The sequence below is a fragment of the Sorangiineae bacterium MSr12523 genome (genome assembly GCA_037157775.1).
Classification (GTDB): domain Bacteria; phylum Myxococcota_A; class Polyangia; order Polyangiales; family Polyangiaceae; genus Pendulispora; species Pendulispora brunnea.
In genome coordinates this window covers 3,741,366-3,767,947 of the sequence record CP089982.1, presented here as the reverse complement: position 1 = coordinate 3,767,947, position 26,582 = coordinate 3,741,366, and the positions used below count along the sequence as shown (strand labels likewise).

At 65.4% G+C, this 26,582-nt stretch carries 6 protein-coding genes and 1 tRNA gene; all 7 read left to right on the top strand.

The annotated features are described in order from the left end of the window. The first annotated feature begins 11 nt into the window (after positions 1 to 11). Positions 12 to 791, top strand: a complete 780-nt coding sequence (gene ureG, locus LZC95_15185; protein WXA98174.1) for an urease accessory protein UreG — start codon at positions 12 to 14, stop codon at positions 789 to 791. Between the two features lie 112 nt (positions 792 to 903). After that, positions 904 to 1,515 (top strand): response regulator, encoded by a 612-nt coding sequence (locus LZC95_15180; protein WXA98173.1) that lies wholly within the window; start codon positions 904 to 906, stop codon positions 1,513 to 1,515. Between the two features lie 76 nt (positions 1,516 to 1,591). Then, positions 1,592 to 1,665: transfer RNA gene (locus LZC95_15175), tRNA-Met, on the top strand. Positions 1,666 to 2,072: 407 nt separating this feature from the next. After that, positions 2,073 to 2,969: an MBL fold metallo-hydrolase gene (locus tag LZC95_15170; protein WXA98172.1), complete on the top strand. Its 897-nt coding sequence runs from the start codon at positions 2,073 to 2,075 to the stop codon at positions 2,967 to 2,969. Between the two features lie 654 nt (positions 2,970 to 3,623). After that, positions 3,624 to 14,180 (top strand): amino acid adenylation domain-containing protein, encoded by a 10,557-nt coding sequence (locus LZC95_15165; protein ID WXA98171.1) that lies wholly within the window; start codon positions 3,624 to 3,626, stop codon positions 14,178 to 14,180. Positions 14,181 to 14,216: 36 nt separating this feature from the next. After that, positions 14,217 to 18,503 carry a thioesterase domain-containing protein gene (locus LZC95_15160; protein WXA98170.1) on the top strand — a complete coding sequence of 1,429 codons (4,287 nt, stop codon included), beginning with the start codon at positions 14,217 to 14,219 and terminating at the stop codon, positions 18,501 to 18,503. Beyond that, the gene (locus tag LZC95_15155; protein WXA98169.1) at positions 18,493 to 26,571 is read left to right on the top strand and encodes a type I polyketide synthase; all 8,079 of its coding nucleotides are present in this window, start codon (positions 18,493 to 18,495) and stop codon (positions 26,569 to 26,571) included. Before LZC95_15160 ends, LZC95_15155 begins: the two co-directional genes overlap by 11 nt. The last annotated feature ends 11 nt before the right edge of the window (positions 26,572 to 26,582 follow it).

Below are 26,582 nucleotides of genomic sequence, written 5' to 3'. Positions count from 1 at the left end.
GGAGCAGAAGAATGCACGATCCCCATGAGCACTCGCACGGCAGCCATACCCATAGCCACGAACACGGCGAGCACGGGCACACGCACGAGCATTGGGACGGCCCGGGTCTCTTCCGCGACCGCACGGCAAACGAGGGCCCGCGCAAGCGAACGCGCTCGTTCGCCGAGCGCGCCTTCACCGTGGGCATCGGCGGCCCTGTCGGAAGCGGCAAGACGGCGCTCGTGCTGCAACTTTGTTTGCGTCTGCGCGACCAGATGCGGCTCGGTGTGGTGACGAACGATATTTTCACGCGTGAGGACGCCGAGTTCCTCGAGCGCCACCGCGCGCTACCCAGCCGGCAAATCCGGGCGGTGGAAACCGGCGGCTGCCCGCACGCGGCCATCCGCGAGGACATCAGTCCGAACCTGGATGCGCTGACGCAGTTGATGCAGGACATCACACCCGAGCTGCTCATCGTGGAAAGTGGCGGCGACAATCTGGCCGCCCAGTACAGCCGCGAGCTGGTCGACTACACGATCTACGTCATCGACGTGGCCGGAGGCGACAAGGTGCCCCGCAAAGGCGGCCCAGGCATCACGCAGAGCGATTTGCTCATCATCAACAAGATTGATCTGGCGCCGCACGTGGGCGCGAGCCTGGAGGTAATGGCTCGCGATGCCAATCGGATGCGCCAGGGCGGACCGGTGGTCTTCACGCGCTGCAACCAAGGTGAAGGCATCGACGAGGTTATCGCTCACCTCCTCCGCGCCCGCGCCGAAGCTCTCGCCGATGGCGCCAAACCCGAGCCTTGAGCCATGTGCGTCGAGATAGGGCAAACGTTTACGCTGTAGGAAGAACGGTTTCGTTCGAACGGCCAAATTTACGGCCTTCCATTCGCCGTGTGTTTAGCCATACTGTAATGCCATGGCACCCCCCGAGCTTCCCGCCGTACGCATTCTCATCGTCGACGACGACAAGGCCATCTGCGAATACATGCAGACGCTCCTTGAGCGAGATGGCTTCCAAGTCAAAACCCTAAGTGACCCCTCCAGTGTCGAGGAGGAGGTTCGTCAAGGTGGCTACCACCTGATCGTGCTCGACCTGATGATGCCGAAACTCGATGGCATCGAGGTACTCCGCCGCATTCGCAAACTGGATAGCGACATCGCCGTCGTGATCTTCACTGGCTTCCCGAACCTCGAGACCGCCGTGGCCTCGATGAAGCTCGACGCCGTCGACTACTTGAAGAAGCCGTTCAACGTGGACGAGTTCCGCGAGGTCCTCGGCCGCGTGATGCGCAAGAAGGGTCTTGCCCGCACCCCCGAGGAGCAACTGCACCGGGTCATCGGCGACACGATCCGCAATCTGCGCAAGGAAAAAGATCTGACCTTGAAGCAGATGTCCCGCCGCACCGGCCTCAGCGTCTCCCTCCTGTCCCAAATCGAGCGCGCCGAATCCTCCGCATCGATCTCGTCCCTCTACAAGATCGCCATCGCGCTCGAATCGCGCATCCAAGATCTCTTCGGCGAATTCTGAGACGTTTCTCTCGCCTCGCCTGAAGAAATCTGCTTTACATGCGCCGTGGCGGCGACGATACTTCGCCGCCGTCTCCGCCGGAGTAGCTCAGTTGGTTAGAGCGGGCGTTTCATACGCGCTAGGTCAGGGGTTCGACTCCCTTCTCCGGCACCCTGCCCACACGATGTGTGAGCCATTTTCAGGTCGTCGCCGTTGCTGTACTCCGCTTCGCTCCGTACAGCAGACGGTCGACTCCCCGGCACCCCAGAAGTAATGGCGTACGCACAGGTTAGGGCCTCACTGCTTCGCCATTCGTCGCCGTAACTGTACTCCGCTTCGCTCCGTACAGTGACGGTCGACCCCTTTGTCGCTCCGCATCGATTGCTCGCGGCGCCTCTCGGCGCTTGAACGACTTCGTCGTCGAAGAGTCGGCGCATGTCTCGCGGTCGTCGGGGGCGTGATGGTTGCAGTATGCAATTATTTCGCGGGGGTGCTCGTGGCACATGGGCTTTGCGCGAAGTGGGCCTACACGCGCGATGGTCGGGCTTTACGTTCGGCGCCTGAAAAAGGAGTCGAACATGTGCTTGGGCCACGAATCACACCCCGGTAACGAGTTGGTCCCGTCGCGCTATGCGCTGCGGATCGGTGAGATCGACGTGATGGTGATCAGCGATGGGGCGATGCCGATAGCCGCCAACATCTTGGGCACCAACGTCGAGCCGGACGCTCGGGACGCCGTGCTGCGCGACAAATTCTTGCCGGACCCCATCGATTGGGGGCTGAACATCATCGTCGTGCGTAGCGCCGGCCGAACCATACTCGTCGACTCTGGGGTCGGGTCGGAGATGCCGGACGCCACGCGGGCCGGGCGGTTGGCCCTGCGGCTGGAGGGCGCCGGCATCGATCCCGCGTCGGTGACCGACGTGGTGGCTACCCACATCCACATGGACCATATTGGCGGGCTGATCGACCAGCGACTGAGGAGTCGGCTTCGTCCGGACCTGCGGGTCCACGTGTCGGGCACCGACGTGGAATTCTTTGCGGCGCCCGATTTCTCCCACAACACGTTTGGCGGGATTCAGGACGTAATTCGGTCGAGCGCCCGGAAATTCTTGGACGCGTACCGAAGCGAGCTGCGGACGTTCGACAAGGAGCACGAGGTGGCGCCGGGGGTCGTCGTAACTCGAACCGGTGGCCACACCCCCGGGCACAGCATCGTCCGTGTGGCGTCTGGCGGCGAGCGGCTGACGTTCGCCGCCGATGCCCTGGTCCCGGTCGGGATCGAGTGCCCCGAGTGGCAGAACGCCTTCGACCATGAACCCGAGGACGCTACCCGCGTCCGGGTTCGTCTCTTGCGGGAGGCTGCGGCGACCGGTGAGCTGTTCATGGCCAGTCACCTATCGTTCCCATCCCTCGGCCGCGTGGCGGTTGCCGGCGACGCTTTTCGTTATGTACCGGCCATCTGGGCGTACTGACCGCTTGCTGGGGTAAGGTCGAATTACGGCGAAGATCGGTCCAAGTCACGATTCGTATTGGGCGCGATATTCGAATTCATCGAAACGCATTAGTGAAGTGCGAATTCACACTATCGTCGTGACCAAGCGCGGCCACGCGCGCTCGCCGTGACGGAGCAGTGGACGTGCGTCGTTCCAGGGGTGGACCTTCAGTTTGGCGCAATTCGCCACTTGCGACAGGCAAATGACGACGCCGGCGAACGACGCACGCCACGGCTGCAACACTTGAACGCAACCGGATCGGCTGGAAGAAATAGTTCATGCTCGTGGCGCGAAAGTACAAATAGAGAGAAACGCAATTCTCGAATAGACCAAGAGAAACGACATGAGCTTATGACGGTCTCGCCAATAGGAAATCGACGGTCGCGCAGTTGACGACACCGACCCTGTCCACTATTTGCATCACAATCTCAGGACACGCTTGCGGTCTCTCGGATCGTGCGCGTGCACGGACCATGCTGTGGGCTTTTTCGAGTTCTGCGGCAGCTCACTCCATATGCATGGCGCGGTTTCACGGCGTGCGGCGCGCCGTGCATTGCCGCGCATTCATCTCGAGACGATGCGCGCATCGAACCGTGGCGTCGGCGAACCGCCCTATTCATGACTAGGATGAGGATGACCCTCGAAGAAATTCTGCAACGGTACGAATCGGGTGTGTTGTCGACAACGGACGTGCTCATTGCGCTGGAGGCCAACGTCGAGAGGCCGCTTTCGGAGGGGCAGCGCGGCCTCTGGACTCTCCAGCGAATGGAGCCGGACATGTACGCGTACAACGTGCCGGTCTGCTTTTCGTGCCCCCGCGTCGACGTTGCCGTACTCGAGGCTGCCTTCCATCGCACGCTTGCACGACACCCGATTCTGACGGCAACGGTCCGCGAAAGCGAAGGCAACCCGTGCCTATCCCATGGTGATCCCAGAACTTTCCGCGTCGAACGCGTCGATGTTTCTGACGTGAATGAGGACGGACTGCTGGAATATCTGAGGAACAGGGCACGAGCGCCTTTCGATCTGGCGCGCGGGCCGCTCGTGCGCTTGTCGGTGCTGTCACGAAATGATGGCCCCGTGCACATCCTTCTCGTGGTCCATCACATCGTGATCGATGGAACGTCCTTGGGCACCGTCCTGGACACTTTGTTCAGGACATACCGAGATCTCGTCACGGGCCAGGTGCCCGTCATCGATGTTGAATCCGCATCCTTCAGCGAATTCGTCGAATGGGAGCGGGAGACCCTCGACGGCCCCAAGTGTCAGGCGGCGCGCGAATTCTGGAAGAAGGAGCTGGCTGGAATCGTTCCGCTGAAGGGATTGCCATTCGAAAAGGCATTGCCGATCGATGCCCCCCACCAGGGCGAGGTGCATCGCAGCCGGCTTTCCCCGGCGCAAATCAGCGCGGTGGATGCCTTCATCCGAGAAAACGATATCAGCCACGGCATCTTCTTCTTGGCCGTGTTCAAAACCTTGCTGCTCCGCTACACCGAGCAGGAGGACATCGTCGTAGGAATGGCTGCGGCAGCCCGCCCGCAGGCCCGTTTCGACTCGGTCGTTGGATATTTCGTCAACGCCATCCCGATCCGGAGCACGTTATCGCCCGAGAACGACTTTTCGAGCTATGCGCGCCGCGTACAGAAGACCGTATTGACGGCCATCGAGTACGGCTATTACCCCTTTGCGCGAATGGTGCGCGATTTGGGTGCGCGCGATCTCGATGCGCGATCACCCATATTTCAAGTCGGTTACAATTATCAAAACTTCTCCCTCGAGAAGAGGGTGAGCGCGCTGCGGGAAGATATCCGAGACGCGTTGAGCCTCGAGATGGTGTCCGGCTTGCACCAAAGCGGCGAGTACGATCTTGCACTCGAAGTCATTCCGAACGAAGGCTTCGTCTTTCACTGGAAGTACAACCCGGCGGCCTTCTCCGGCGACACCGTGGAACGGATGTCCGAGCATTTCGACCAATTGATCGATGCCATCGTGGCGTCGGCCGGAAAAGAGGTCCCCGGTCGATTGAACATGCTCGGGCCGGAGGAATATCGGCGACTCACCGTCGATTGGAACCAGACCGAAGAGGACTACCCCGTCGAAAGAAGCTGCGTCGAGCTTTTTGCCGAGCACACCGCGTCGAGCCCCGAGCGGCCGGCGGTCACGTTCGGCGAGGAAACGGTGACCTACCGCGAGCTGGACGAGAGAAGCGCCGGCCTGGCCTTGGCGCTCCGCCAACATGGGGTGAGTGCGGGCGAGTGCGTCGGGATCTGCGTCGAGCGATCCATCGATATGGTGACCGCCGTTCTTGCCATCCTGAAATGTGGCGCGGCATACCTGCCATTGGATCCCGAATCGCCACCCTCGCGCCTGTCGTTCATGATTCAGGACAGCGGGTGCAAATGGGTCGTTGCCCAGCGCACAACGAAAGACAGATTGTCCGCGTTCGAATCGAGGGTGAGCATTCATCTCATGGATTCGCCGGCGGATTTGCGGGTGGATTTGCGCGAGGACGCCGCGCCGCCGATCCATGCGAAGGAGGCCGCCGCCTACGTCATTTACACCTCGGGCAGCACGGGGCGGCCCAAGGGCGTCGCCATACCGCATCGCGCACTGACCAACATTCTCGTCCACACCATGCGAAAGCTCGGGGTGTCGGCGCACGATCGGCTGTTGGCCATTGCGGCGTTCAGCTTCGACATGGCCGCAACGGAGCTGCTCCTGCCGCTCGCGGCCGGTGCCCATGTGCATATCGCGGATTCCAGCACGGTGCGCGATCCGGCGCTGCTTTCGCGGGCCATCGAGCAGGTGCGCCCGACGTTCATGTGGGCCACGCCCTCCACGTGGAACCGATTGTTCCGGACCGGATGGAGGAACGACGAGAAGGTCACCATGGTCTCGGGCGGCGAAGCGCTGTCCGACGGCCTCAAGGACCAGATGCTCGCCACTGGCGCGGTGGCGTGGAATCTCTATGGGCCGACGGAAGCCACACAGTATTCGGCGGGGAAACGCCTTCGTCACGATGAGTCGGTGACCATTGGCAAACCTGTTTCCAATACGCAGATTTACATTCTCGATACGCACCTGCAGCCCGTCCCGGTCGGCGTGGAGGGCGAGCTATGCATCTCCGGTTACGGGATCGCGTTGGGCTATCCCAAGAACCCCGAGCTGACCAGCCAGCGCTTCGTGGAGAACCCTTTTCGTCCCGGTCGCGGGATGTACAAGACCGGCGATCGCGCGCGCCGGCTCCCCAACGGCGAGATCAAGCTTCTGGGACGACGCGACGAGCAAATCAAGTTCCGCGGGTTTCGCATCGAGCCCGCAGAGATCGAGCTCGCCATCGAGTCCTTTCCGGGCATTACGGCCAGTGCGATCGTGCTCCAAGGTGCGGGCGATGAACAGCGGCTCGCAGCGTATTTCACCAGCCGCCAGCCCATCGACGCCAAGCTTTTGCGCGCCCATCTGAAGCAGGCCCTCCCGGCCTACATGGTTCCCGCCGAGCTGCTCCCATTGGCGTCGCTGCCTCTGACCTCCAATGGGAAGGTCGATAAGAACGCGCTGCGCGAGAAAGGCGGACCCGCGCGGACGGCGCCACGGCCAAGGTGGCATACGGGATCGATCGAGCGCCGGGTTCGGGCCATCTTCGGGCAGGCACTCGGGGGTGAGGATTTCGATCGCCACGAAGGCTTCTTCGACCTTGGCGGCGATTCGTTCACGGCGGTCGTCACCATCGAACGCATCAACGAGGCATTCGGTTGCCAGCTCCCGGTCACCGATCTGTTTGCGCATCCTTCGCTCGATGCGATGTGCCGCCACCTCGCGTCGAAATGGAGCGCCACGACCACGGTGCGGAACGACGCACCGGCGCGCAAGTCCCCCCCTTCCGCCTATCCTTCTTTCGACGCCCGCGAAGACGCGCCGCTGCTCGACGGTGCGATCGCGGTCATTGGCTTGTCGTGCCAATTCCCCAGTGCGAAGGATCATGGCGAGTATTGGGAAAATCTGCGGCAGGGCAAGGACAGCGTCCGCTCGTGGTCGCCCGAAGAGCTCCGCGCGATGGGCGTCCCGGAGGCACTCGTCGGTCGCTCCAACTTCGTTCCCCAGCGGTCCGAGATCGACGGCAAGGCGGAATTCGACCCCGCGTTTTTCGGCATCTCGCCGCGTGATGCCGAGTTCATGGATCCGCAGGGGCGGCTTTTGTTGCTCCATGCCTGGAAGGCCCTGGAGGACGCCGGGCATCGTCCGGAGGACGCGCCAAACACGAGCGTCTTCATGTCGACCAGCACCAATTTTTACCAGATGCTGCTGCCGAGCCTCGTCAAGAGCGTCACCGGCCCCCGCGTCCTGGAGAGCGCCGAGCATTACGTGGCGTGGACGTTCGCGCAGGGTGGAAGCATCCCCACGATGATCTCCACCAAGCTGGGTTTGACGGGCCCCAGCATGCACGTGAGCACGAACTGCTCGTCGGCCTTGAGTGGATTGTATCTCGCCTGCCAAAGCCTGCTCGCCGGCGAAGCCGATCGGGCGCTGGTCGGCGCGGCGACCATCTTCTCGGCCATGACCTTGGGCTACGTCCACCAGCCGGGCCTGAACCTCTCCAGCGATGGCCGGTGCAAGACGTTCGACGAAGACGCCGACGGCATGGCCGGTGGCGAAGGTGTGGGCGTGGTGCTGCTCAAGCGCGCACGCGAAGCCCTGGCCGACGGCGACAATGTGTATTGCGTGATCCGCGGCATTGCGGTGAACAACGACGGCGGCGACAAGGCTGGCTTTCACGCCCCCAGCGCCAAGGGACAAGCTCGTGTCATTCGCAAGGTGCTCGAGAAAACGGGGGTGGATCCCGAGACCATCGCGTACGTCGAAGCTCACGGCACGGGCACGAAGATCGGTGATCCCATCGAGATTGCCGCGCTGACGGAGGCTTTCCGCGACCGCACGAACCGTACGCGCTTCTGCGGGATCGGATCGGTCAAGAGCAACATTGGCCACGTCGACAGCGCCGCGGGCATGGCCGGCTTGATCAAGATGGCGCTGAGCCTGCGCCATGGCGAGATCCCCAGGACGCTGCACCACCGCAAGGACAACGCCGCGATCGATTGGGACGCATCGCCGTTTTTCGTGGCCGACGAGAACCTCGCGCTCGACCCAAAGAGCGCAGAGCCGCACCGGGTAGGATTGAGCTCGTTCGGGATCGGCGGCAGCAACGCGCACGCGCTGCTGGAACAGGCTCGATGGGCCGCCCCGATGGAGCCGCTGGACTCGGGATCGCACCTCGTGGTGCTCTCCGCACGGGACGCCGATCGTCTCCGCATGGTTGCGCGGCGTCTGCTGGAGCACATGCCCGAATATCGCCGCAGCAGCGACGATCTGACGGCGCTCGCGTACACGCTGCAGGTCGGCCGGCGAGCCATGGCCAGTCGCGTGGCCTTCCTCGCACACGACTGCAACGATCTCGAGCAGAAGGTCACGGCGTACGTCGCCGGCGAGCTGCCGGATGGCGCGTTCACGGGCACGGTGGGACAGAGCGGCAGCGAGCTCGCGGCGCTGTTCGGCGACGATCACGAGCTCGCGGCGCTGAAGACCGCGTGGCTCGAGCGGCACGAGTGGAAGAAGGTGGCCTCGCTCTGGATCCATGGGGTCGAGCTCGATTGGCGGGCGGCGTACGGAAGCGAGACACCGCGGCGCGTGAGCCTCCCCACGTATCCCTTCGATACGAAGCGCTATTGGCTCGGCGGCACGACGAGCTCCAGCGAGCTGGTGCCGCTCGGGACGACGCTGAGGGACGAAGCGCAAGCCCTTCTCGAGGTAACCGCGGGCGGCGACATCGACGGATTCCTTGCGCGCCAAGAGCAAGCGACGCGTGACATGGACGCGCATCTTCGCGGGGTGCTGTTCGCGCAGCTCTCCGCGCTGGGAATGTTCGAGGCGCGAGAGCCATGTGCGGGGCTCCGCGTGAGGCATGGCATTGCCGAAGTCTTCGCCAAGTGGCTCGACCACTGCGTCGACGTGCTCGTGGACGGCGGCTACCTCGTTCGCAATGGGGACTATCTCACCAAAGGCCCCGCTGCGCTCCATGCCAACCAGGCCTGGCGCGCATGGCGGGAGTGGGCACGGACCTACCGCACCGATCCCGAAATGGGCCCTCGCGTGCTCTTGGCCGAGCGCATGCTCGAAGCCATTCCGGAGATCGTCACCGGAATGACGCCGGCCACGCAAATCATGTTTCCCGGCTCGTCGCTCGAGCTCGTCGAGACCATCTACAAGAAGAATGCGGTCTTCGATTACTTCCACGCCACCACGGCCACCGCCGTGCAAAAGGCCGTGGAGAGCCTCCGCCAGCGCGGACCGCGCCCGCGGATCCGCATCCTGGAGATCGGCGCCGGCACCGGCAGCAGCAGCGAGCACGTGTTCGAGCGATTGAAGCCCTACGAGGCGGACATTGCCGAATACTGCTATACCGATTTGGGCAAAGCATTCCTGATCGCCGCCGAAAAACGCTTCGGCGCGCGCCTGCCGTACCTCACATTCCAGCGCTTCGATGCGGAGAAGGCCCCTTCGGCGCAAGGCATTGCGACGGGATGCTACGACATCGTTCTCGCCAACAACGTGTTGCATGCCACGACGAACATCGTCGAGACGGTCGAGCATGCCCGGGCGCTGCTCTCGCCCGGCGGCGTGATCGTGCTCAACGAGCTCGCGCAAAATGGGCTGTTCGCGCATCTGACGTTCGGGCTCCTCGAAGGCTGGTGGCGATTCACCGATGGCGAGCGCCTCGCCGGCGGTCCGGCGCTTTCCCCCGCCTCGTGGTCGAAGGTGCTGCGTGATGCGGGATTCCAGCACGCAGAGTTTCCCGCCGAGCGCGCCCACGCCTTGGGATGGCAAATCATCGTAGGCCGGGCCGACGGTTCACTTCGCGAAGCACCGCAACGAGAGCATCGTGCGCCGGCGAAGAGCCGCTCCGTGCTCGAAACGGGGGACGGCGTCGACGGCGTCGTTCGAAGGACGGTGGTCGAAGCGCTGATCGCCGCACTCAAGCTTGGCAGAGACGAGCTGCAGAACGATGGGCCATTTGCCGATTATGGGCTGGACTCGCTCACCGGCGTCAATCTGGTGGAGGAGCTCAATCGGGCGCTCGGCATCGACTTGGATACGACCGTGCTGTTCGATCACCCGACGGTGGATCGCTTGACGGCGTTCATCCTCGCCGAGCACCGGCCTTCGATTTCGACCGGCACGGCGCAGGAAAGCGCGCCCGCCATCGCGGTCGAGCCGGTGCAGGAGCGCCCGCGGAGCAAGGAGCCGATTGCCATCATCGGCATGAGCGGGCGCTTTCCCGGCGCGGATGACGCGGAAGCCTTTTGGCAACACCTGGAGGCGGGCACGGATCTCGTGACCGAGGCCGAGCGATGGGATCTCACCGCGCTCGGGAGCCGGTGCGTTCACGGCGGCTTCATGAAGGACATTGCATCCTTCGATCCCTTGTTCTTCAATATTTCCGGCCTCGAAGCGGAGTACATGGAGCCTCAGCAGCGGCTCTTCCTCGAAGAAACGTGGAAAGCTCTCGAGGACGCCGGATACGCGGGAGAGGCCATCAAGGGCCCGCGCTGCGGGGTTTATGCAGGGTGCACCACCGGCGATTACTTCGATGTGGGCTCGCGTACCGATTATCCCGCGCAGGCCCTGTGGGGCAACATGGGCTCCCTGGTGCCCTCGCGCATTGCCTACTATTTGGATTTGCACGGTCCCGCATTGACCGTGGATACCGCGTGCTCGAGCTCTCTGGTTGCCATTCATCTGGCCTGCCAGGCGCTATGGAATGGCGATATCGATATGGCAATTGCCGGCGGGGTTTTCGTTCAATGCACGCCGAAGGGCTACGTCTCCGGCTCGCGTGCGGGCATGCTCTCGCCATCGGGACGATGCCGCTCGTTCGATGACGCTGCCGATGGCTTCGTACCGGCAGAGGGCGTGGGCTCGCTGATTCTGAAACGGCTCGGCGAGGCAGAAGCCGACGGTGACAACGTCCATGGTGTCGTCCGCGGGATCGGGATCAACCAGGATGGAACGAGCAACGGCATCACCGCCCCGAACGCCGGCGCGCAGGAGCAGCTGATTCGCGAAATCTACGAGGAGTTCGCCATCGACTGCGAGGGCATTCAGATGATCGAGGCGCACGGCACGGGAACGAAGCTGGGTGATCCGGTCGAGTTCAAAGCGCTCACGCGTGCGTTTCGCCACTTTACCGACAAGCGCGGATTCTGCTCGTTGGGATCGAGCAAAGCCAACATCGGCCACGCGCAGACGGCGGCGGGGGTCCTCGGAATCATCAAGATTCTGCTGGCCATGAAGCACGCGAAGATGCCGCCGCTGCTTCACCACCAGGCGACCAACAAGAGCATCCTGCTCGAGGGCAGCCCCTTCTTCGTGCACACGGACGTGAGGGATTGGCCGGCCGACGGCGGAGGCAAGCGCCGCGCGGCCATCACATCCCTCGGTGCGAGCGGAACCAACGCTCACGCGGTGATCGAAGAAGCCCCCGCACGGCGCCGCGCTCCCCGCGCGCCACGGCCTTACTTGATCGCGCTTTCGGCGCGAACGAGCGCCGCGCTCCGCGACCAAAGGGTTCGTCTCGCCGAGTACTGCCGTCGAAATCCCGACGCCGAGCTCGCAGACGTGAGCTACACGCTCCTGCTCGGACGAGCGCACTTCGAGCATCGTTGGGCGGCCATCGTCATGGATCTGCGCGAGCTCGGCGAACGCCTCACGGGCGAGGCCATGGGCGATACGTCGAATGCGCCGTCGGAGCTCCAGGCATACGCCGCTCGCTACCTCGAGGGCCAGACGCCGCGCTTTGCGGACCTGTTTTCGGGTGAGAACCATCACCGGGTGTCGCTGCCTACGTATCCCTTCGAGAGGACCTCGTATTGGTTGCCCGAAGGCCACGTTGCCGTGAAGGCCTCCCCGCTTCCGAGCGAGCCAGCAACGATGACCCTCACGGGCAACGAGTTCTTCCTGCGGGATCATCGCGTGCAAGGCTCCGCCATTCTGCCCGGCGCGATGTACCTCGAGCTGGCCTGCACCGCATGGGGCGGTGGCACCCGCGAGGGCGCTGTCTCCTTGGAGGACGTCGTTTTCATGCGTCCCCTTGGAGTCTCGATGAACGAGGTGGAGGTGCGCACCGAGCTTCGGAGCACCTCGGGGGCAACCCGGTTCGAGGTGTTGAGCCGCGAGGCGGGCCGCGCGGACACGCCCCATTGCCAAGGCACCATTGCCGCCGCGGAAAAGGTCGACTCCATCCGGCTCGATATCCCCGAGATGCGGAAAGCCTTCCGGCCCGCCGCACCAAGCATCGACCGATTCTACGAAGATTACCGCGCGCTGGGCATCGACTACGGGCCCAGCTTCCACGGATGCGCGGAGCTCTACACGACGAAGGGTGCCGTTCTCGCGCGACTGCGCCTGCCCGATGCGGCAACGAGCACGCTGCGAACCTTCACCGTGCATCCGGTCCTCGTCGACTCGGCCATGCAATGTGTGCGTCTGCTGACGAGCGTGGATGGGGAACCGATTCCGGGCAAGATGCTCTTCGCCTTCAAGAAGGTGACCATCGTGCGGCCCTGCGCGTCGACCATGTGGGCCTGGATCCGGCACGGCGCCGGCGAGTCCATCGACATCGACATCGCCGACGAGCAAGGCGTGGTGTGCGTGATGATCCGCGGTGCGGTCGGCCGGCCCGTTGCCGCCGAGGCGAAACCCAGCGCATCGCCGGCCGTGACGTTGTTGCCCGTGTGGGAGGCCTCACCGGAGCCGATCGTTGCCAGCTGGCCCGAGCCCTCCCAATCCATTGCGATCCTCGGCGGGACGCGCGCGGCGCGGGATGCTCTGGCCCAGATGCTTCCCAACGCCCGCGTTCTTCCGCTCGGAGACGATGACAGCGTGGACGCCGTCGAACGGACCCTCCGAGCGATGCCGGTGCTCGATCATCTCATTTGGCTGGCACCGGAAGCCGCGGAGGCTCCCACTGCGGAAGCCTTGCTCGGTGGCCAATCCCGCGGTGTGCTGCAGGTCTTTCGCATTCTGAAAGCGCTCCTCGGCGCGGGTCATGGCGCGCGCACGCTCGGCTGGACCGTGCTCACCCACCGCGCCCACGCACTGCGCGACGGCGAGCGAACCGACCCGACCCACGCGGGGATTGCCGGCCTCGCAGGGTCGCTGGCCAAGGAATATCCCAATTGGCAATTGCGTATTGCGGATCTCGGCGACTATGACGATGCGTCGCTGCGCGCCGTGCTGACGCTTGGCCCAGAGCCGAATGGGAATACGCGACTTCATCGAAACAACCAGTGGTATGCGCAGCGTTTTGCGACGGTGACATCGCCGGCCACGTCGAAGGCCGCCGTGCGCAAGGGAGCCGTCATCGTCATCACGGGCGGCGCCGGTGGCCTGGGCGTTGCCATCAGCGAGCACATGATGCGCCGGTACGGTGCTCGGATCGTCTGGCTCGGTCGAAGGGAGAAGGACGCGCGCATCGAGGCATCCTCGCGTGCGCTCGCAGCCTTGGGGGCGGCGCCCTGCTACGTGCAGGCCGATGCCTCCGATGCCGCCTCCCTGCGGCGCGCACACCAGGAGATCACGCGGCGCTTCGGGGCCGTGAACGGGCTGATTCACGCGAGTCTTTCGCTTTCCAGCGGGAGTCTTGCCAAATCCAGCGAGGCGCAGCTCCACGAAGTTCTGCGCGCCAAGATGGATGCGGCCGTCCGGGCGACGGAGGAATTCCAAGGACCATCGCTCGATTTCGCGTTGTTCCTTTCGTCCATCAACTCCTACCTGAAGGCCATGGCACAGGGGAGCTACGCCGCGGCCAGCACCTTCGTGGACGCCTTTGCGGCCTTTGCCGGGCGCCGTTACGGCTGCTCGTCCAAGGTCATCAACCTGGGTTACTGCTTCAACAACGTCGGTGCCAAAGGCATTGCCCTCATCGAGCGCGACGAACTCATGGCCGGCCTGGAGACCCTGCTCGCCAGCGACATGAACCAAACGACGCTGATGAAGTTCTCTCCGGCGTTGAACACCCGCGGAATGGATCTGGCCCCCGCGTCGAGCCACGCGGAGACCGGGGCGAGCCAAACCGCCATGAGCCGGCTGCCTCAGGTCAAAGAGCGAATGAAGGAGTTTGCCGCACTGGCCATTTGAGTGCGCCACCAACGAAATGTCGACGAAAGACCCATCATGAAGCGACTGCTGATCGATCTCACCTGGTGGCACCTGGATTCACTGGGAGCCTTCGAGCCGCGCACCTCGACCAGCGCCGTCCTTCCCATGTACAGCGGCTGGTTTCGCGAGTGCGCTCGTCTGTTCGAGCTCGAAGGTTATCTCGTTCGGCGCGGCGAGAACTTCACCCGGATCGGTGCCCCCAAAGAGACCGCGAGCGAGCTATGGCGCCGCTGGGAGACGGAAAAGGTCCGCTGGCTTCGTAACCCCGATTTGGCCGCGACCCATACCCTGCTCGAGGCCACACTCCGCGCGTTGCCGGATATCCTCACGGGAAAGAAGGCGGCCACGGAGGTCATCTTTCCGAACTCGTCCCTCACGTTGGTGCAGAATGCATACAACACCATTCCGCTCTCGGCGTTCTTCAATGACGTCCTCGCGGCGAAGGTCGTCGAGCACCTGCGGCAACTGGATAAGCGGGCACCGCGGATTCTCGAGATCGGTGCCGGCACCGGCGCCACGAGTACCGTCGTTCTGCGGGCGCTCCGCGAAAGCGGGCTGCCGGTCGGCGAGTATTGTTATACGGATATCTCCAAAGCCTTTTTGAATCATGCGGAGCAGTCTTACGGGCCGGCGAATCGCTTTTTGACATTTCGCATTCTGAATATCGAAAACTCGGTGCGCGAGCAGGGAATCGATGCCGGGGCTTACGACATCGTCATCGCGGCCAACGTGCTGCACGCCACCAGGAACATCCGGCGTACGCTGCGAAATACGCAATCGCTCCTCGCGAAGCGCGGCCTCTTGCTGCTGAACGAGCTTACGGCCAACAACCTGGTCAACCATCTGACGTTCGGTTTGCTCGAAGGATGGTGGCTCTACGAGGATGCGGAGCTGCGGCTCACCGGATGCCCCGGGCTTTCGATCGAAAACTGGCGCCGGGCACTCGAGGCCGAGGGATACACGGGGGTGGTCTTCCCCTGCCTCGATGCGGCGGAATTGGGGCAGCAAATCATCCTGGCCGAAGGCGACGGCCGGGTGGAGCGGCCCGAGAATTCCCGAGCGGTCCCGCCGACGACGGCGGCCACGATCGCGAATGGCGTTGCTTCGCGGAGTACGTTGAAAGACGGTATCGAGCAGACGATTGCATCGGAGTTGGCCAAGGCGCTGCGCATCGATCGGGAGCGCATTCGCTTCGATGAGCCGTTTTCGACGTACGGTCTCGATTCGATTCTGGCGGTCCAACTCACGCGAAGCATCAACGAGGTATTGGGCACCGATCTCGATATTACGGTGATGTTCGAACACAACACCGTCGACGCGCTTCGGGAGCACATCGCGTCCGCCACCGTGGTCTCGAGCGTCCCCGAACGAGAGCTCCCTCTGGCCTCCGAGGGATATGCCATCATCGGAATGAGCGGCCGGTTTCCCCAGGCCTCGGACATCGAGGCCTTCTGGCACGTCGTCGCACGGGGCCAGAGCACCCTCACCACGCCGCCGATGGATCGCGAGGACTGGGCCGCCGGATGCCGCGAAGGTGAAAGCACCGACACGATGTGGGGCGGGTTTCTGACGGGGGTCCACGAGTTCGATCCTCTGTTCTTCGGTATTTCGATGACCGAGGCCCGGCAGATGACGCCGGAGCAGCGCCTGATGCTGATGGCCGCGTGGAACGTCCTCGAGGACGCCGGCTACACACCGAGGGAACTCGGCCAGAGCTCGACGGGTGTCTTCATCGCCGCGGGCTCGAGCGAGTACCAGCACGAGGGCCCGGCGCTCGGCGGCGCGCCGAATGTCCTCAGCGCCCCGTCACCGTCGATGATCCCCAACCGCATCTCGTATGCGTTGAATTTGCACGGGCCCAGCGAGCATTGCGAGACGACGTGCTCTTCTTCGCTCGTGGCGCTGCATCGGGCCATCCAATCGATCCGGCTCGGGGAATGCGCCCAAGCCATCGTGGGCGGCATCAATCTGATCGCGTCTCCCTCGGGGTTCGCCGAGCTTCAATCGGCCGGTATGCTGAGCAAGCGCGGCAAGGTGCGCCCGTTTCAGGAAGACGCCGAAGGCACCGTTCGGGGCGAGGGCGCCGGCGCCATCCTGATCAAGCCCGTGCGACGGGCCATCGACGACGGCGATTTCATCTACGCCATCGTCCGCGGAACCGGCGTCGGCCACGGCGGCAAAGGGGTGTCGTTCACGGCGCCCAACGTTCGCGGCATGAAGGCGGCCATCGCGCAAGCGTACCGCGAGGCGGGAGTCGACCCCGGCACGGTCTCGTACATCGAAGCGCACGGGATGAGCGCGCCCATCGCCGACAGCACGGAGATCGCTGCGCTCCACGCGAGCTATTCGGCAAACGGATCGTCCCCCATCTACGTGGGCACGCTCAAGCCGTGCATCGGGCACACCGAGGTGTTTTCCGGTCTCGCTGCGCTGATGAAAGTGGTGCTCGCGCTTCGACATGGCACGATCCCCGCGATTCCCTGCTTCGGGCGTCTCCATCCCAACATCTCGCTTGCCGGTAGTCGCCTTCGCATGGCCACGGAGACGATGCCATGGCCGGCTCCCATCACCGCGGATGGCCGCGCGCAGCCGCGCCGGGCCAGCATCAACAGCTTCGGCATCGGCGGCGTCAACGCCCACGTGGTGCTCGAAGAGCATGCCCCGCCGAGGGCCGGCGTCACCTCGCCGACCCTGCAGATCCTTCCGCTCTCCGCCAAGGACGAATCCGGGCTCCAGGAGCGCATCCAGCTGCTGCTGGCATGGCTGAACGACGGTCGGGACGTGGACTTGGCCGATGTCGCCTACACGCTGCAGCGGGGGCGCGAAGCCATGGACGTTCGCGCGGCGGTGGTCGGATCCACGCCGGCGGAGGTGATCGAGCGGCTCTCGGCGCGTTTGGCCGGCGAGCCCGTGTCGTACGGCGCGGGGGCGGAAGGCGCGATGGCCAAAGATTGGGTCGCGGGGGCGGAGGTCGACTGGAGCGTCCTCCATGCGGGGGCCCGCAGGACACGGGTGCCCTTGCCGACGTATCCCTTCAAGCGCGTGAATTGCTGGCAAGGCGCCTCGATGCGGAGCATACCCCCGCGCGCGGTGCCCACACCGGCCGCCTCGAAGGGCGATGTCGCGGCGAGCCCGGAATGGTTCATCGTGAGCCTCACGGCATCGGTGCTCGGGCTCGATGCCGGTGCCATCGATCGAACGAAGCCCCTCGAGCATTACGGGATGAATTCGCTGCTGCTCGTGGCCATGCTGGGCCATGTCCGGAGCGCATTTCCGAGCTTTCAGCCGGCGTGGCTGCAGGCGCACCACAGCCTGGACGACGTCATCTCGCGCATGGCGAGCGTCGCCCGAGACGGAGCGCGCTGGACGGGAACCCTGAGCTCCTACCCGGAGCTGGTGCATTTGAACCGCGTCACCTCCGGACGCCCCGTGTTCTGGATCCACGGAGGGCTGGGCGGCGTGGAGACGTTTCGAACGATCGCCGAGAGGAGCGGGCGACCTTTCTATGCCATCCAGGCCCGAGGCTTCATGACCAAGGATGCTCCCATCGAGGGTATCCCGGAGATGGCATCGTATTACATCGATATCATTCAATCCGTCCAAAAAGATGGTCCCTATGACGTTGGGGGCTTCTGCTTGGGGGGAATCATTTCCTACGAGATCACGAGGCAGCTGCAGCTTCGTGGACACGATGTGAGCACATTGGTCATGGTGGATTCGCCCGATCCGACCGGCGGCGCGAAATCGAATGCCCGCGGGCACGCCTTGTCGAAGAACGCAGCGCTGCAAGTTGCCAATATTCTGCTCTGGCCTGCCGATGGGAAAGACCTCGCGAAGGTGTCTCGTCGGCTGATTCACCAAAACGAAATCGACGATTCGCTGGACCAAGACGAATTCGTCCAGGCACTTGCCCGCCTCGGCGTCCAGCGGGGGCTGTCCATGCCTCACGCTGCGATCGTCGAATTCATCCAGCGAAATGTCGACGTCCAAGTCGCCTATGGCGTCGGCCATTACGTCATTGCACCACTCGTCCGTCCGAACGATGTCGAGTGCACGTACTTCCGTAATGCGCGCGGTTCGTTTTTCGGCGCGCTGGCTTCGTACTTCACGGTACGGGGCGAGACGTTTTCGCTCGATCGGGTGAATTATTGGCAAGATTGGCAGCGGGAGATGCCCAAGCTTCGAATGCTCGATATCGACGCGACCAATCATATGACGATTTTGTACGAAGACGGGCCACTCCGGGCGATTACCCAAGTCTGTGAAGAGCTCTATTCCGCGAAAGAATTCGATGCACGCTAGAGACGAATCCAGCATTCCCATCGCCATCGTGGGCATTGGCTGCCGGCTGCCGCCCTGGCTCGATACACCCGATGCACTGTGGCGCGCGCTATGCGAGCGCATCGACGCGGTCCGGGAAGTGCCGCCTGGCCGGTGGAATGCTTCGGAATGGGTCGATGCCGACGCGCAAGCACCCGGAAAAATGTCGACCCGATGGGGCGCATTTCTCGATGACGTCGCCGGATTCGATGCGGATTTCTTTCGCATTTCGAAGACCGAGGCCAAGCAGATGGACCCTCAGCAGCGCATCGCGCTGGAGGTCGCGTGCGCCGCGCTGGAAGATGCAAGGATCCCGCTGACGAGCCTCGCGGGCTCGCGCACCGGCGTCTTCGTCGGGGCGATGTGGCAGGAGTACCATCTATTGACCGGCGGAGATGCGACCGCGATACGCGTGCATTCCGCGACGGGCTGGGACAATTCGGTCATCCCCGGGCGCATCGCCTATGCGCTGGGATTGCGTGGCCCTTCGATGACGGTCGCGACCTCCTCGAGCTCGTCCCTGGTGGCGGTGCACCTCGCGGTGCAGTCCCTGCGCCAAGGTGAGTCGGATCTCGCGCTGGCCGGTGGGGTCAACCTCATGTTGCACCCGCACGCGTCGGTGGCGATGAGCAAGCTCGGCACGCAGAGCCCGGACGGGCGCTGCCGCGCCTTCGATGCCGACGGGCAAGGCTACGTGCGCGGCGAAGGCTGCGGAATCGTGGTGTTGCGCAGGCTGTCCGATGCACTGGCCGCGGGCGATCGCATTTACGCGGTGGTGCGCGGCAGTGCGGTCAACAACGATGGCGCGTCGAACGGACTGACCGCGCCGAGTGCCGACGCCCAGGCCGAGGTGGTGAGGGCCGCATGGCACGATGCAGGGATCTCGCCGCGTGACGTGGCCTATGTCGAAGCGCACGGCACGGGCACGCCGGTCGGCGATCCGATCGAAGCCTCCGCGCTGGGTGCGGTTTTCGCGGAAGGGCGCTCCACGCCGCTCTGCATCGGATCGGCCAAGACGAACTTCGGACACCTCGAACCGGCGTCGGGCATCGTGGGCCTGCTCAAGGTGGCGCTGTCGCTGCATCATGGTGAGCTTCCACCGAGTCTTCATTTCCAAACGCCTCGTCCGGGTATCGATTTCGTGGCCCACAAGCTCGAGGTCGTGACGGAGCGCCGGGCATGGCCATCGGACGGACGTCGGTTCGCGGGCGTCAGCAGCTTCGGCTTTGCGGGGACCAATGCGCACGTTGCCCTGGCGGAGGCGCCGCCGCCCGCCCAGGTGCCGATGCGACCGGCAAGCGATTCGCGGCCGGTCTCCCTGGTCATCTCGGGAACGAGCCGCGAGGCGCGCGCACGAAATGCTGCGCGGCTCGCCGAACACCTGCGGTGCAAGCCTGACGTGGGACTCGCCGATGTCGCCTACTCGCTCGCAACGGCGCGGGCGCACTTCGAGGCGCGCGCGGCGGTGACGGTGCGCTCGGCGGCGGAGGCGGTGGAAGCGCTTCATGCGCTCGCCGAAGGGCGCGCACACCCCGCGGTCGTCGAAGGCACGGCCTCTCCTCGCCACAAGGTCGTCTTCGTCTTCCCGGGTCAAGGCGCTCAGTGGCGCGGCATGGGTAAGGCCTTGCTCGAGCAGTCCACCGCCTTTCGCCTTGCCATCGACGCGTGCGATCGCGCTCTTCGGCCTCTCACCGGTTGGTCCGTCCTCGACCTTTTGCGCGACGACGACGACGATCTCGAACGCGTCGATCGGGTCCAGCCCGCGCTCTTCGCCATGTATGTCGGCCTGGCCGCCGCCTGGGAGGCGTTCGGATTGCGCCCAGACGCCGTCGTGGGGCATAGCCAAGGCGAGGTCGCCGCGGCCGTCGTCTGCGGCGCGCTCTCCATCGAACAAGGCGCCCGCATCGTCGCGGCACGCAGCCATGCCGTCCGCGAATCCGGCCGCCCCGGGGCCATGGCCCTCGTCGAGCGACCCGTCGAGCACGTCCGCGACCTGATTGCTCCTTATGGGGACGCTCTCTCGATCGCGGTGGTCAACACCAAGAGCTCCACCGTCGTCGCGGGCGACGTGGACGCCGTCGAGCAGCTTTTACGGACGCTTGCGGATACCGACGTCTTCTCCCGCAGGATCAACGTCGATTACGCCTCGCACAGCGCCCACATGGACGCGCTGATGCCGCGATTGCGGGACGAGCTCGCCGGCATCGCCCCGCTCGGCGCTCGGATCCCGTTTTATTCCAGCGTCACGGGCGAAGCGGTTTCGGGCCGCGAGCTCGATGGCAGCTACTGGTGCAAGAACCTGCGCGAGCCGGTGCGCATGGACCGGGCCCTCGGCCGTCTGCTCGACGATGGGCACGATGTCTTCGTCGAGGTGAGCCCGCACCCCGTGCTGTCGATGGCCCTGACCGATGCCGGCTCGGAACGCGGAGCCGTGGTGGTGGGCAGCCTGCACCGCGAGCAGGGTGGGCTCGAACGACTCTGGCGTGCCCTCGCGGAACTGCACGTGCAAGGCTACTCCGTCGATTGGCCCCGCGCCTTCGAGCCCCTCGCCGCGCGCTCCATCGACCTGCCCACCTACGCCTTCCAGCGCCAGCACCTCTGGCTCGACACCGACGTCGAAGAAGACACCGCGTCCGCGGGCGGTCCCGCTCTGCGGGAGCAACTCTTAGCGCTGCCCGAATCCGAACGTCTCCCCTGGCTGGTTGGCCTCGTGCAGGCCGAAGCGGCCGCCGTGCTCGGCCTGCCGGACCCAAGCCGGATGGCGGCGGACAGGGTCTTGCGCGCGCAGGGTTTCGATTCGCTGACCGTCGTGGAGCTGCGCAATCGGCTCGTGGCACGCAGTGGCGTCACGCTACCGGCGGCCATGGCGTTCGATTACCCGACCCCGCGCGCCATCGCCGGACTCTTGCTCGAACGCGCAGGCAATGCGGCGGTCCCCAACGTCGCCCGTCCGCTGCGCAAGCGGCGCGTCCCGAGCACGAACGGGGACGATCCCGTGGCCATCGTGGCGATGGCCTGCCGCCTGCCGGGAGGGATCGAGGATGCCGAGGGCTTCTGGGACGTACTCGACGCAGGTCGCGACGTCATTGGCCCCTTCCCGGCGCGCTGGGGCGATCTCGACGGATTGGCGTGGGACGCCCACGTCACGCGCGAAGGTGGCTTCGTGCGCGAAGTCGAAGGATTCGACGCGGCGTTTTTCGGCATCAGCCCGCGCGAGGCCCAGTCGATGGACCCACAGCAGCGTCTTTTGCTGGAGCTGACGTGGGAGGCGCTCGAGCGCGCCAACCTCGTGCCCGAGGCACTGCGCGGCAGCAAGACCGGCGTCTACGTCGGCGCGATGAGCTCGGACTACGATACCGGGCGCCGGTGGAACGCCGACGCCATCGACGGCTACCAACTCACCGGCAATGCCTCGAGCGTGATCTCGGGTCGAATCGCCTACACCCTGGGGTTGGAGGGCCCGGCGCTCACGATCGATACGGCGTGCAGCGCGTCGCTCGTGGCGTTGCACGTCGCCGCCGCCGCGCTGCGCCGCGGTGAGTGCGATCGCGCGCTCGTGGGTGGCGTCACCGTCATGAGCACCCCGCAGATGTTCATCGAGTTCAGCCGACTCAAAGGGCTCGCCTCCGACGGTCGCTGCAAGAGCTTCTCCGCGAAGGCCGACGGTACGAGCTGGGCCGAGGGTTGCGGCGTGCTGGTACTCGAACGACTCTCGTGCGCAGAGCGCGATGGCCATCGGATCCTGGCCCTGGTGCGCGGCACGGCCATCAACCAAGACGGCAGGAGCCAGGGCTTGACCGCTCCCAACGGCTTGGCGCAGCAGCGCGTGCTGCGCGATGCCCTCGCCGACGCACGGCTCGCCCCGGCGGACGTCGACGCCGTCGAGGCCCACGGCACCGGGACTGTGCTCGGCGATCCCATCGAGGCAGGCGCCCTCGCCGAGGTTTTTGGCCCCGGACGCGATGCCGCCCGTCCGCTCTACCTCGGGTCGGCCAAGTCCAACCTTGGCCATGCGCAGGCGGCCGCCGGCATCCTTGGCGTTATCAAGATGGTGCTGGCGCTGGAGCGCGGCCGGTTGCCCAAGACGTTGCACGCGGAGGAGCCGAGCCCGCACGTGCCGTGGGCCGGCAGCGGACTCGCCCTGCTGCACGACGCGCGGCCATGGCCCCGCGGCGAGCGCCCGCGGCGAGCGGGTGTGAGCGCGTTCGGCATCAGTGGCACCAACGCACACGCGATCCTGGAGGAGGCGCCATCGCGGAATGTCGAACCTCTCGGCGAGACGGCAAACCAAGCAGCCTACCCGTTGCTGCTCTCGGGCACGGATCTCCGTGCGCTTCGGGCGCAAGCACGTCGCTGGATGGGGTGGGCGGCCCAGCACACCGACGCCCGCTGGCTCGACGTCGTGCACACGGCCGCCAAGTACCGCACGCATTTCGAGGCGCGCGCGGCGGTGACGGTTCGCTCGGTGGCGGAGGCGGTGGAAGCGCTTCATGCGCTCGCCGAAGGGCGCGCACACCCCGCGGTCGTCGAAGGCACGGCCTCTCCTCGCCACAAGGTCGTCTTCGTCTTCCCGGGTCAAGGCGCTCAGTGGCGCGGCATGGGTAAGGCCTTGCTCGAGCAGTCCACCGCCTTTCGCCTTGCCATCGACGCTTGCGACCGCGCTCTTCGGCCTCTCACCGGTTGGTCCGTCCTCGACCTTTTGCGCGACGACGACGATCTCGAACGCGTCGATCGGGTCCAGCCCGCGCTCTTCGCCATGTATGTCGGCCTTGCCGCCGCCTGGGAGGCGCTCGGATTGCGCCCAGACGCCGTCGTGGGCCACAGCCAAGGCGAGGTCGCCGCGGCCGTCGTCTGCGGCGCGCTCTCCGTCGAACAAGGCGCCCGCATCGTCGCGGCACGCAGCCATGCCGTCCGCGAATCCGCCCGCCCTGGGGCCATGGCCCTCGTCGAGCGCCCCGTCGAGCACGTCCGCGACCTGATTGCTCCTTATGGCGAAGCTCTCTCAATCGCGGTGGTCAACACCAAGAGCTCCACCGTCGTCGCGGGCGACGTGGAGGCCGTCGAGCAGCTTTTACGGACGCTTGCGGATACCGACGTCTTCTCCCGCAGGATCAACGTCGATTACGCCTCGCACAGCGCCCACATGGACGCGCTGATGCCGCGGTTGCGGGAGGAGCTCGCCGGCATCGCCCCGCTTGGCGCTCGTATGCCGTTTTATTCCAGCGTCACGGGCGAAGCGGTTTCGGGCCGCGAGCTCGATGGCAGCTACTGGTGCAAGAACCTGCGCGAGCCGGTGCGCATGGACCGGGCCCTCGGCCGTCTGCTCGACGATGGGCACGATGTCTTCGTCGAGGTGAGCCCGCACCCCGTGCTGTCGATGGCCCTGACCGATGCCGGCTCGGAACGCGGAGCCGTGGTGGTGGGTAGCCTGCACCGCGAGCAGGGTGGGCTCGAACGACTCTGGCGTGCCCTCGCGGAACTGCACGTACAAGGCTACGGCGTCGATTGGCCCCGCGCCTTCGAGCCCCTCGCCGCGCGCTCCATCGACCTGCCCACCTACGCCTTCCAGCGCCAGCACCTCTGGCTCGAGGCTCCCCGGCCGCGCGAGAGCATGCAAGCTGCCGGATTGGTTCCAACACGCCATCCATGGCTGGGCGCGGCCACCGCCCTCGCCGGCCGCGACGAGCACCTGTTCACCGGCCGCCTCTCGCTCCGCGAACAACCCTGGCTGCGGGACCATGTCGCCTTGGACGACGTGCTCGTGCCCGGCGCTGGGCTCCTCGACCTCGCGCTGTCGGCGGCGCAGACCGTTGGGGCGAAGCGCATCGCCGAATTGACCCTGCTCGAACCTCTCGCCCTGTCCGAGGCCGCGGTCCGTCTGCAGGCCACGGCGGGCGCACCCGATGCTCGGGGGCGGCGTCCGTTTGCGCTCTACAGCCAGCTCGAAGGTACGCCGGATCCCAAGGCGTGGCGGCATCACGCCAGCGGCCAGCTCGAGGAACGCACGGACGCGGCCACCGATGCAGGCTTCGAGGAGCTTCGCACCTGGCCCATCTCGGGCGTGGAGGCCCGCAATCTCGACGACTTTTACCCGAGCGCGCGTGCCCGTGGCCTGGATTACGGCCCCGCCTTTCAAGGGCTCACCGAGTTGGGACGGCGCGGCGACGTGCTTTACGGGTACGTGCGCCTGCCCGAGTCGGTCCGCGGTGCCGCGGGCGAATACCACCTTCATCCGGCCCTCCTCGATGCGGCGCTGCACGTGCTCGTCGCAGGACTGCTCGATGGGGACGCGACCGCGACGGCCCCTCTCCTCCCCTTCGTCTGGAGCGACGTCGCCGTGTATGCGACGGGCGCCGCCGAGTTGCGTGTCCGCGCCGAGCTCGAACACGGCGAGGACACCGCACGCGCAACGATGTGGCTGGCCGACGGCGCCGGTGTGCCGGTGGCGCGCGTGGGCGGCATTACGCTGCAGCGGGCTCGCGTCGAGACCAAGGCGCTCGATTCGAAACACCTTTATGCCATCGATTTCCAGCCGCTGCAGCTCGCCGATCCGGCGGCGCTCGAGTCGGGCGCTGCATCGCCCAAGCGACTCGTGATGGACGTAACCTCCTCGTTCGACGAGGCCGACACCCTCGAGGCGACCCAACGCATCACGGTCGATGCCCTGACCTCGCTCCAGCGCGTACTCGCGGATCCGCAGCTCCGAGACACCGAGCTCGTATGGGTGACGCGTGGCGGGCTCCGTACGAGTGCTCTCTGGGGCCTGCTCCGCACCGCGCGCGCCGAGCAACCCGAGCGCGTGATTCGCGCGATCGATCTCGATCCCGAAGCGCCATCGGATCCCGCGCTCCTCGAGCGAGCCCTCGCCACCCGCGAAGTGGAAGTCGTGCTGCGGGCTGGCAGCGCGCGGATCCCCCGCCTGATCCCGGTCAAAGCGGACGTGTCCGCGCCGCGCCCCCTCGACCCCGACGGAACGGTGCTCATCACCGGCGGTACGGGCGAGTTGGGACGCGCACTCGCCTTGCACTTGGTGCGCGTACACGGCGTGCGTCACGTGGTGCTCACCTCGCGCCGGGGAGCCAATGCCCCTCACGCCGAAGCTCTCGCGCGCGATCTCGAAGCGGCGGGCGCCCTCGGCGTCCGCATCGCGACCTGCGACGTGGCGCAACGAGCGGAGGTGGCCGCGCTGCTCGCGGGCGTCGATTCTTCCCATCCCTGGACAGGCATCTTCCACTTGGCCGGTGTCCTCGACGACGGGCTCGTCCAAGGCATCGATGTCGGGAGACTCGCCCGCGTGATGTCGCCCAAGGTCGCGGGCGCGCTGCACCTCGACGAGCTGACCGAGGGCATGAATCTTTCGGCGTTCGTGCTCTTTTCCTCGGTGGCCGGGGTTCTTGGTACCGCAGGCCAGGGCAGTTACGCCGCGGCCAACGCCTTCCTCGACGCGATGGCCGCACAACGGCAGCGACGCGGCCTCGTAGGCCAAAGCCTCGCGTGGGGACTGTGGGAGCAGGCGGGGGTCGGTATGACCGCGCACCTCGGCAAGGCCGATCTGGGCCGGCTGCGCCGCCAGGGCATCGGTGCGCTCTCGCTCGAGGAAGGACTGCGCCTCCTCGACGCGGCACTCGCGCGCCCCGAGGCCAATCTGGTCCCCGTGCGGCTCGAGCTCGGCGCGCTCGAGCACGCCCTCGGCGATGCCGAGGCACCCTCGATGCTGCGCACGCTCGTGCAACCGCGACGGCGAGCGCCTGCGAAGAGTGCCCCGAAAGCAGCCTCGCTGCGCGACGCCATGGCGACTCTGCCCGAGTCCGAGCGTTTGCCACAGCTCCTCGAGATGGTTCGGCACGAGGTTGCCGCGGTGCTCGGCCTCTCCGGTCCCGACGCCGTGCCACCCGACAAGGCGCTGCGAGCGCAGGGTCTCGACTCGCTGACCATGGTCGAGTTGCGCAATCGCCTTTCCCGCCGAGCGGAGATCACCTTACCGGCCACCTTGGCCTTCGACTACCCCACACCGAATGCCGTCGCCGGCCTTTTACTTACCACTCTGTAATTTCCTGCCCA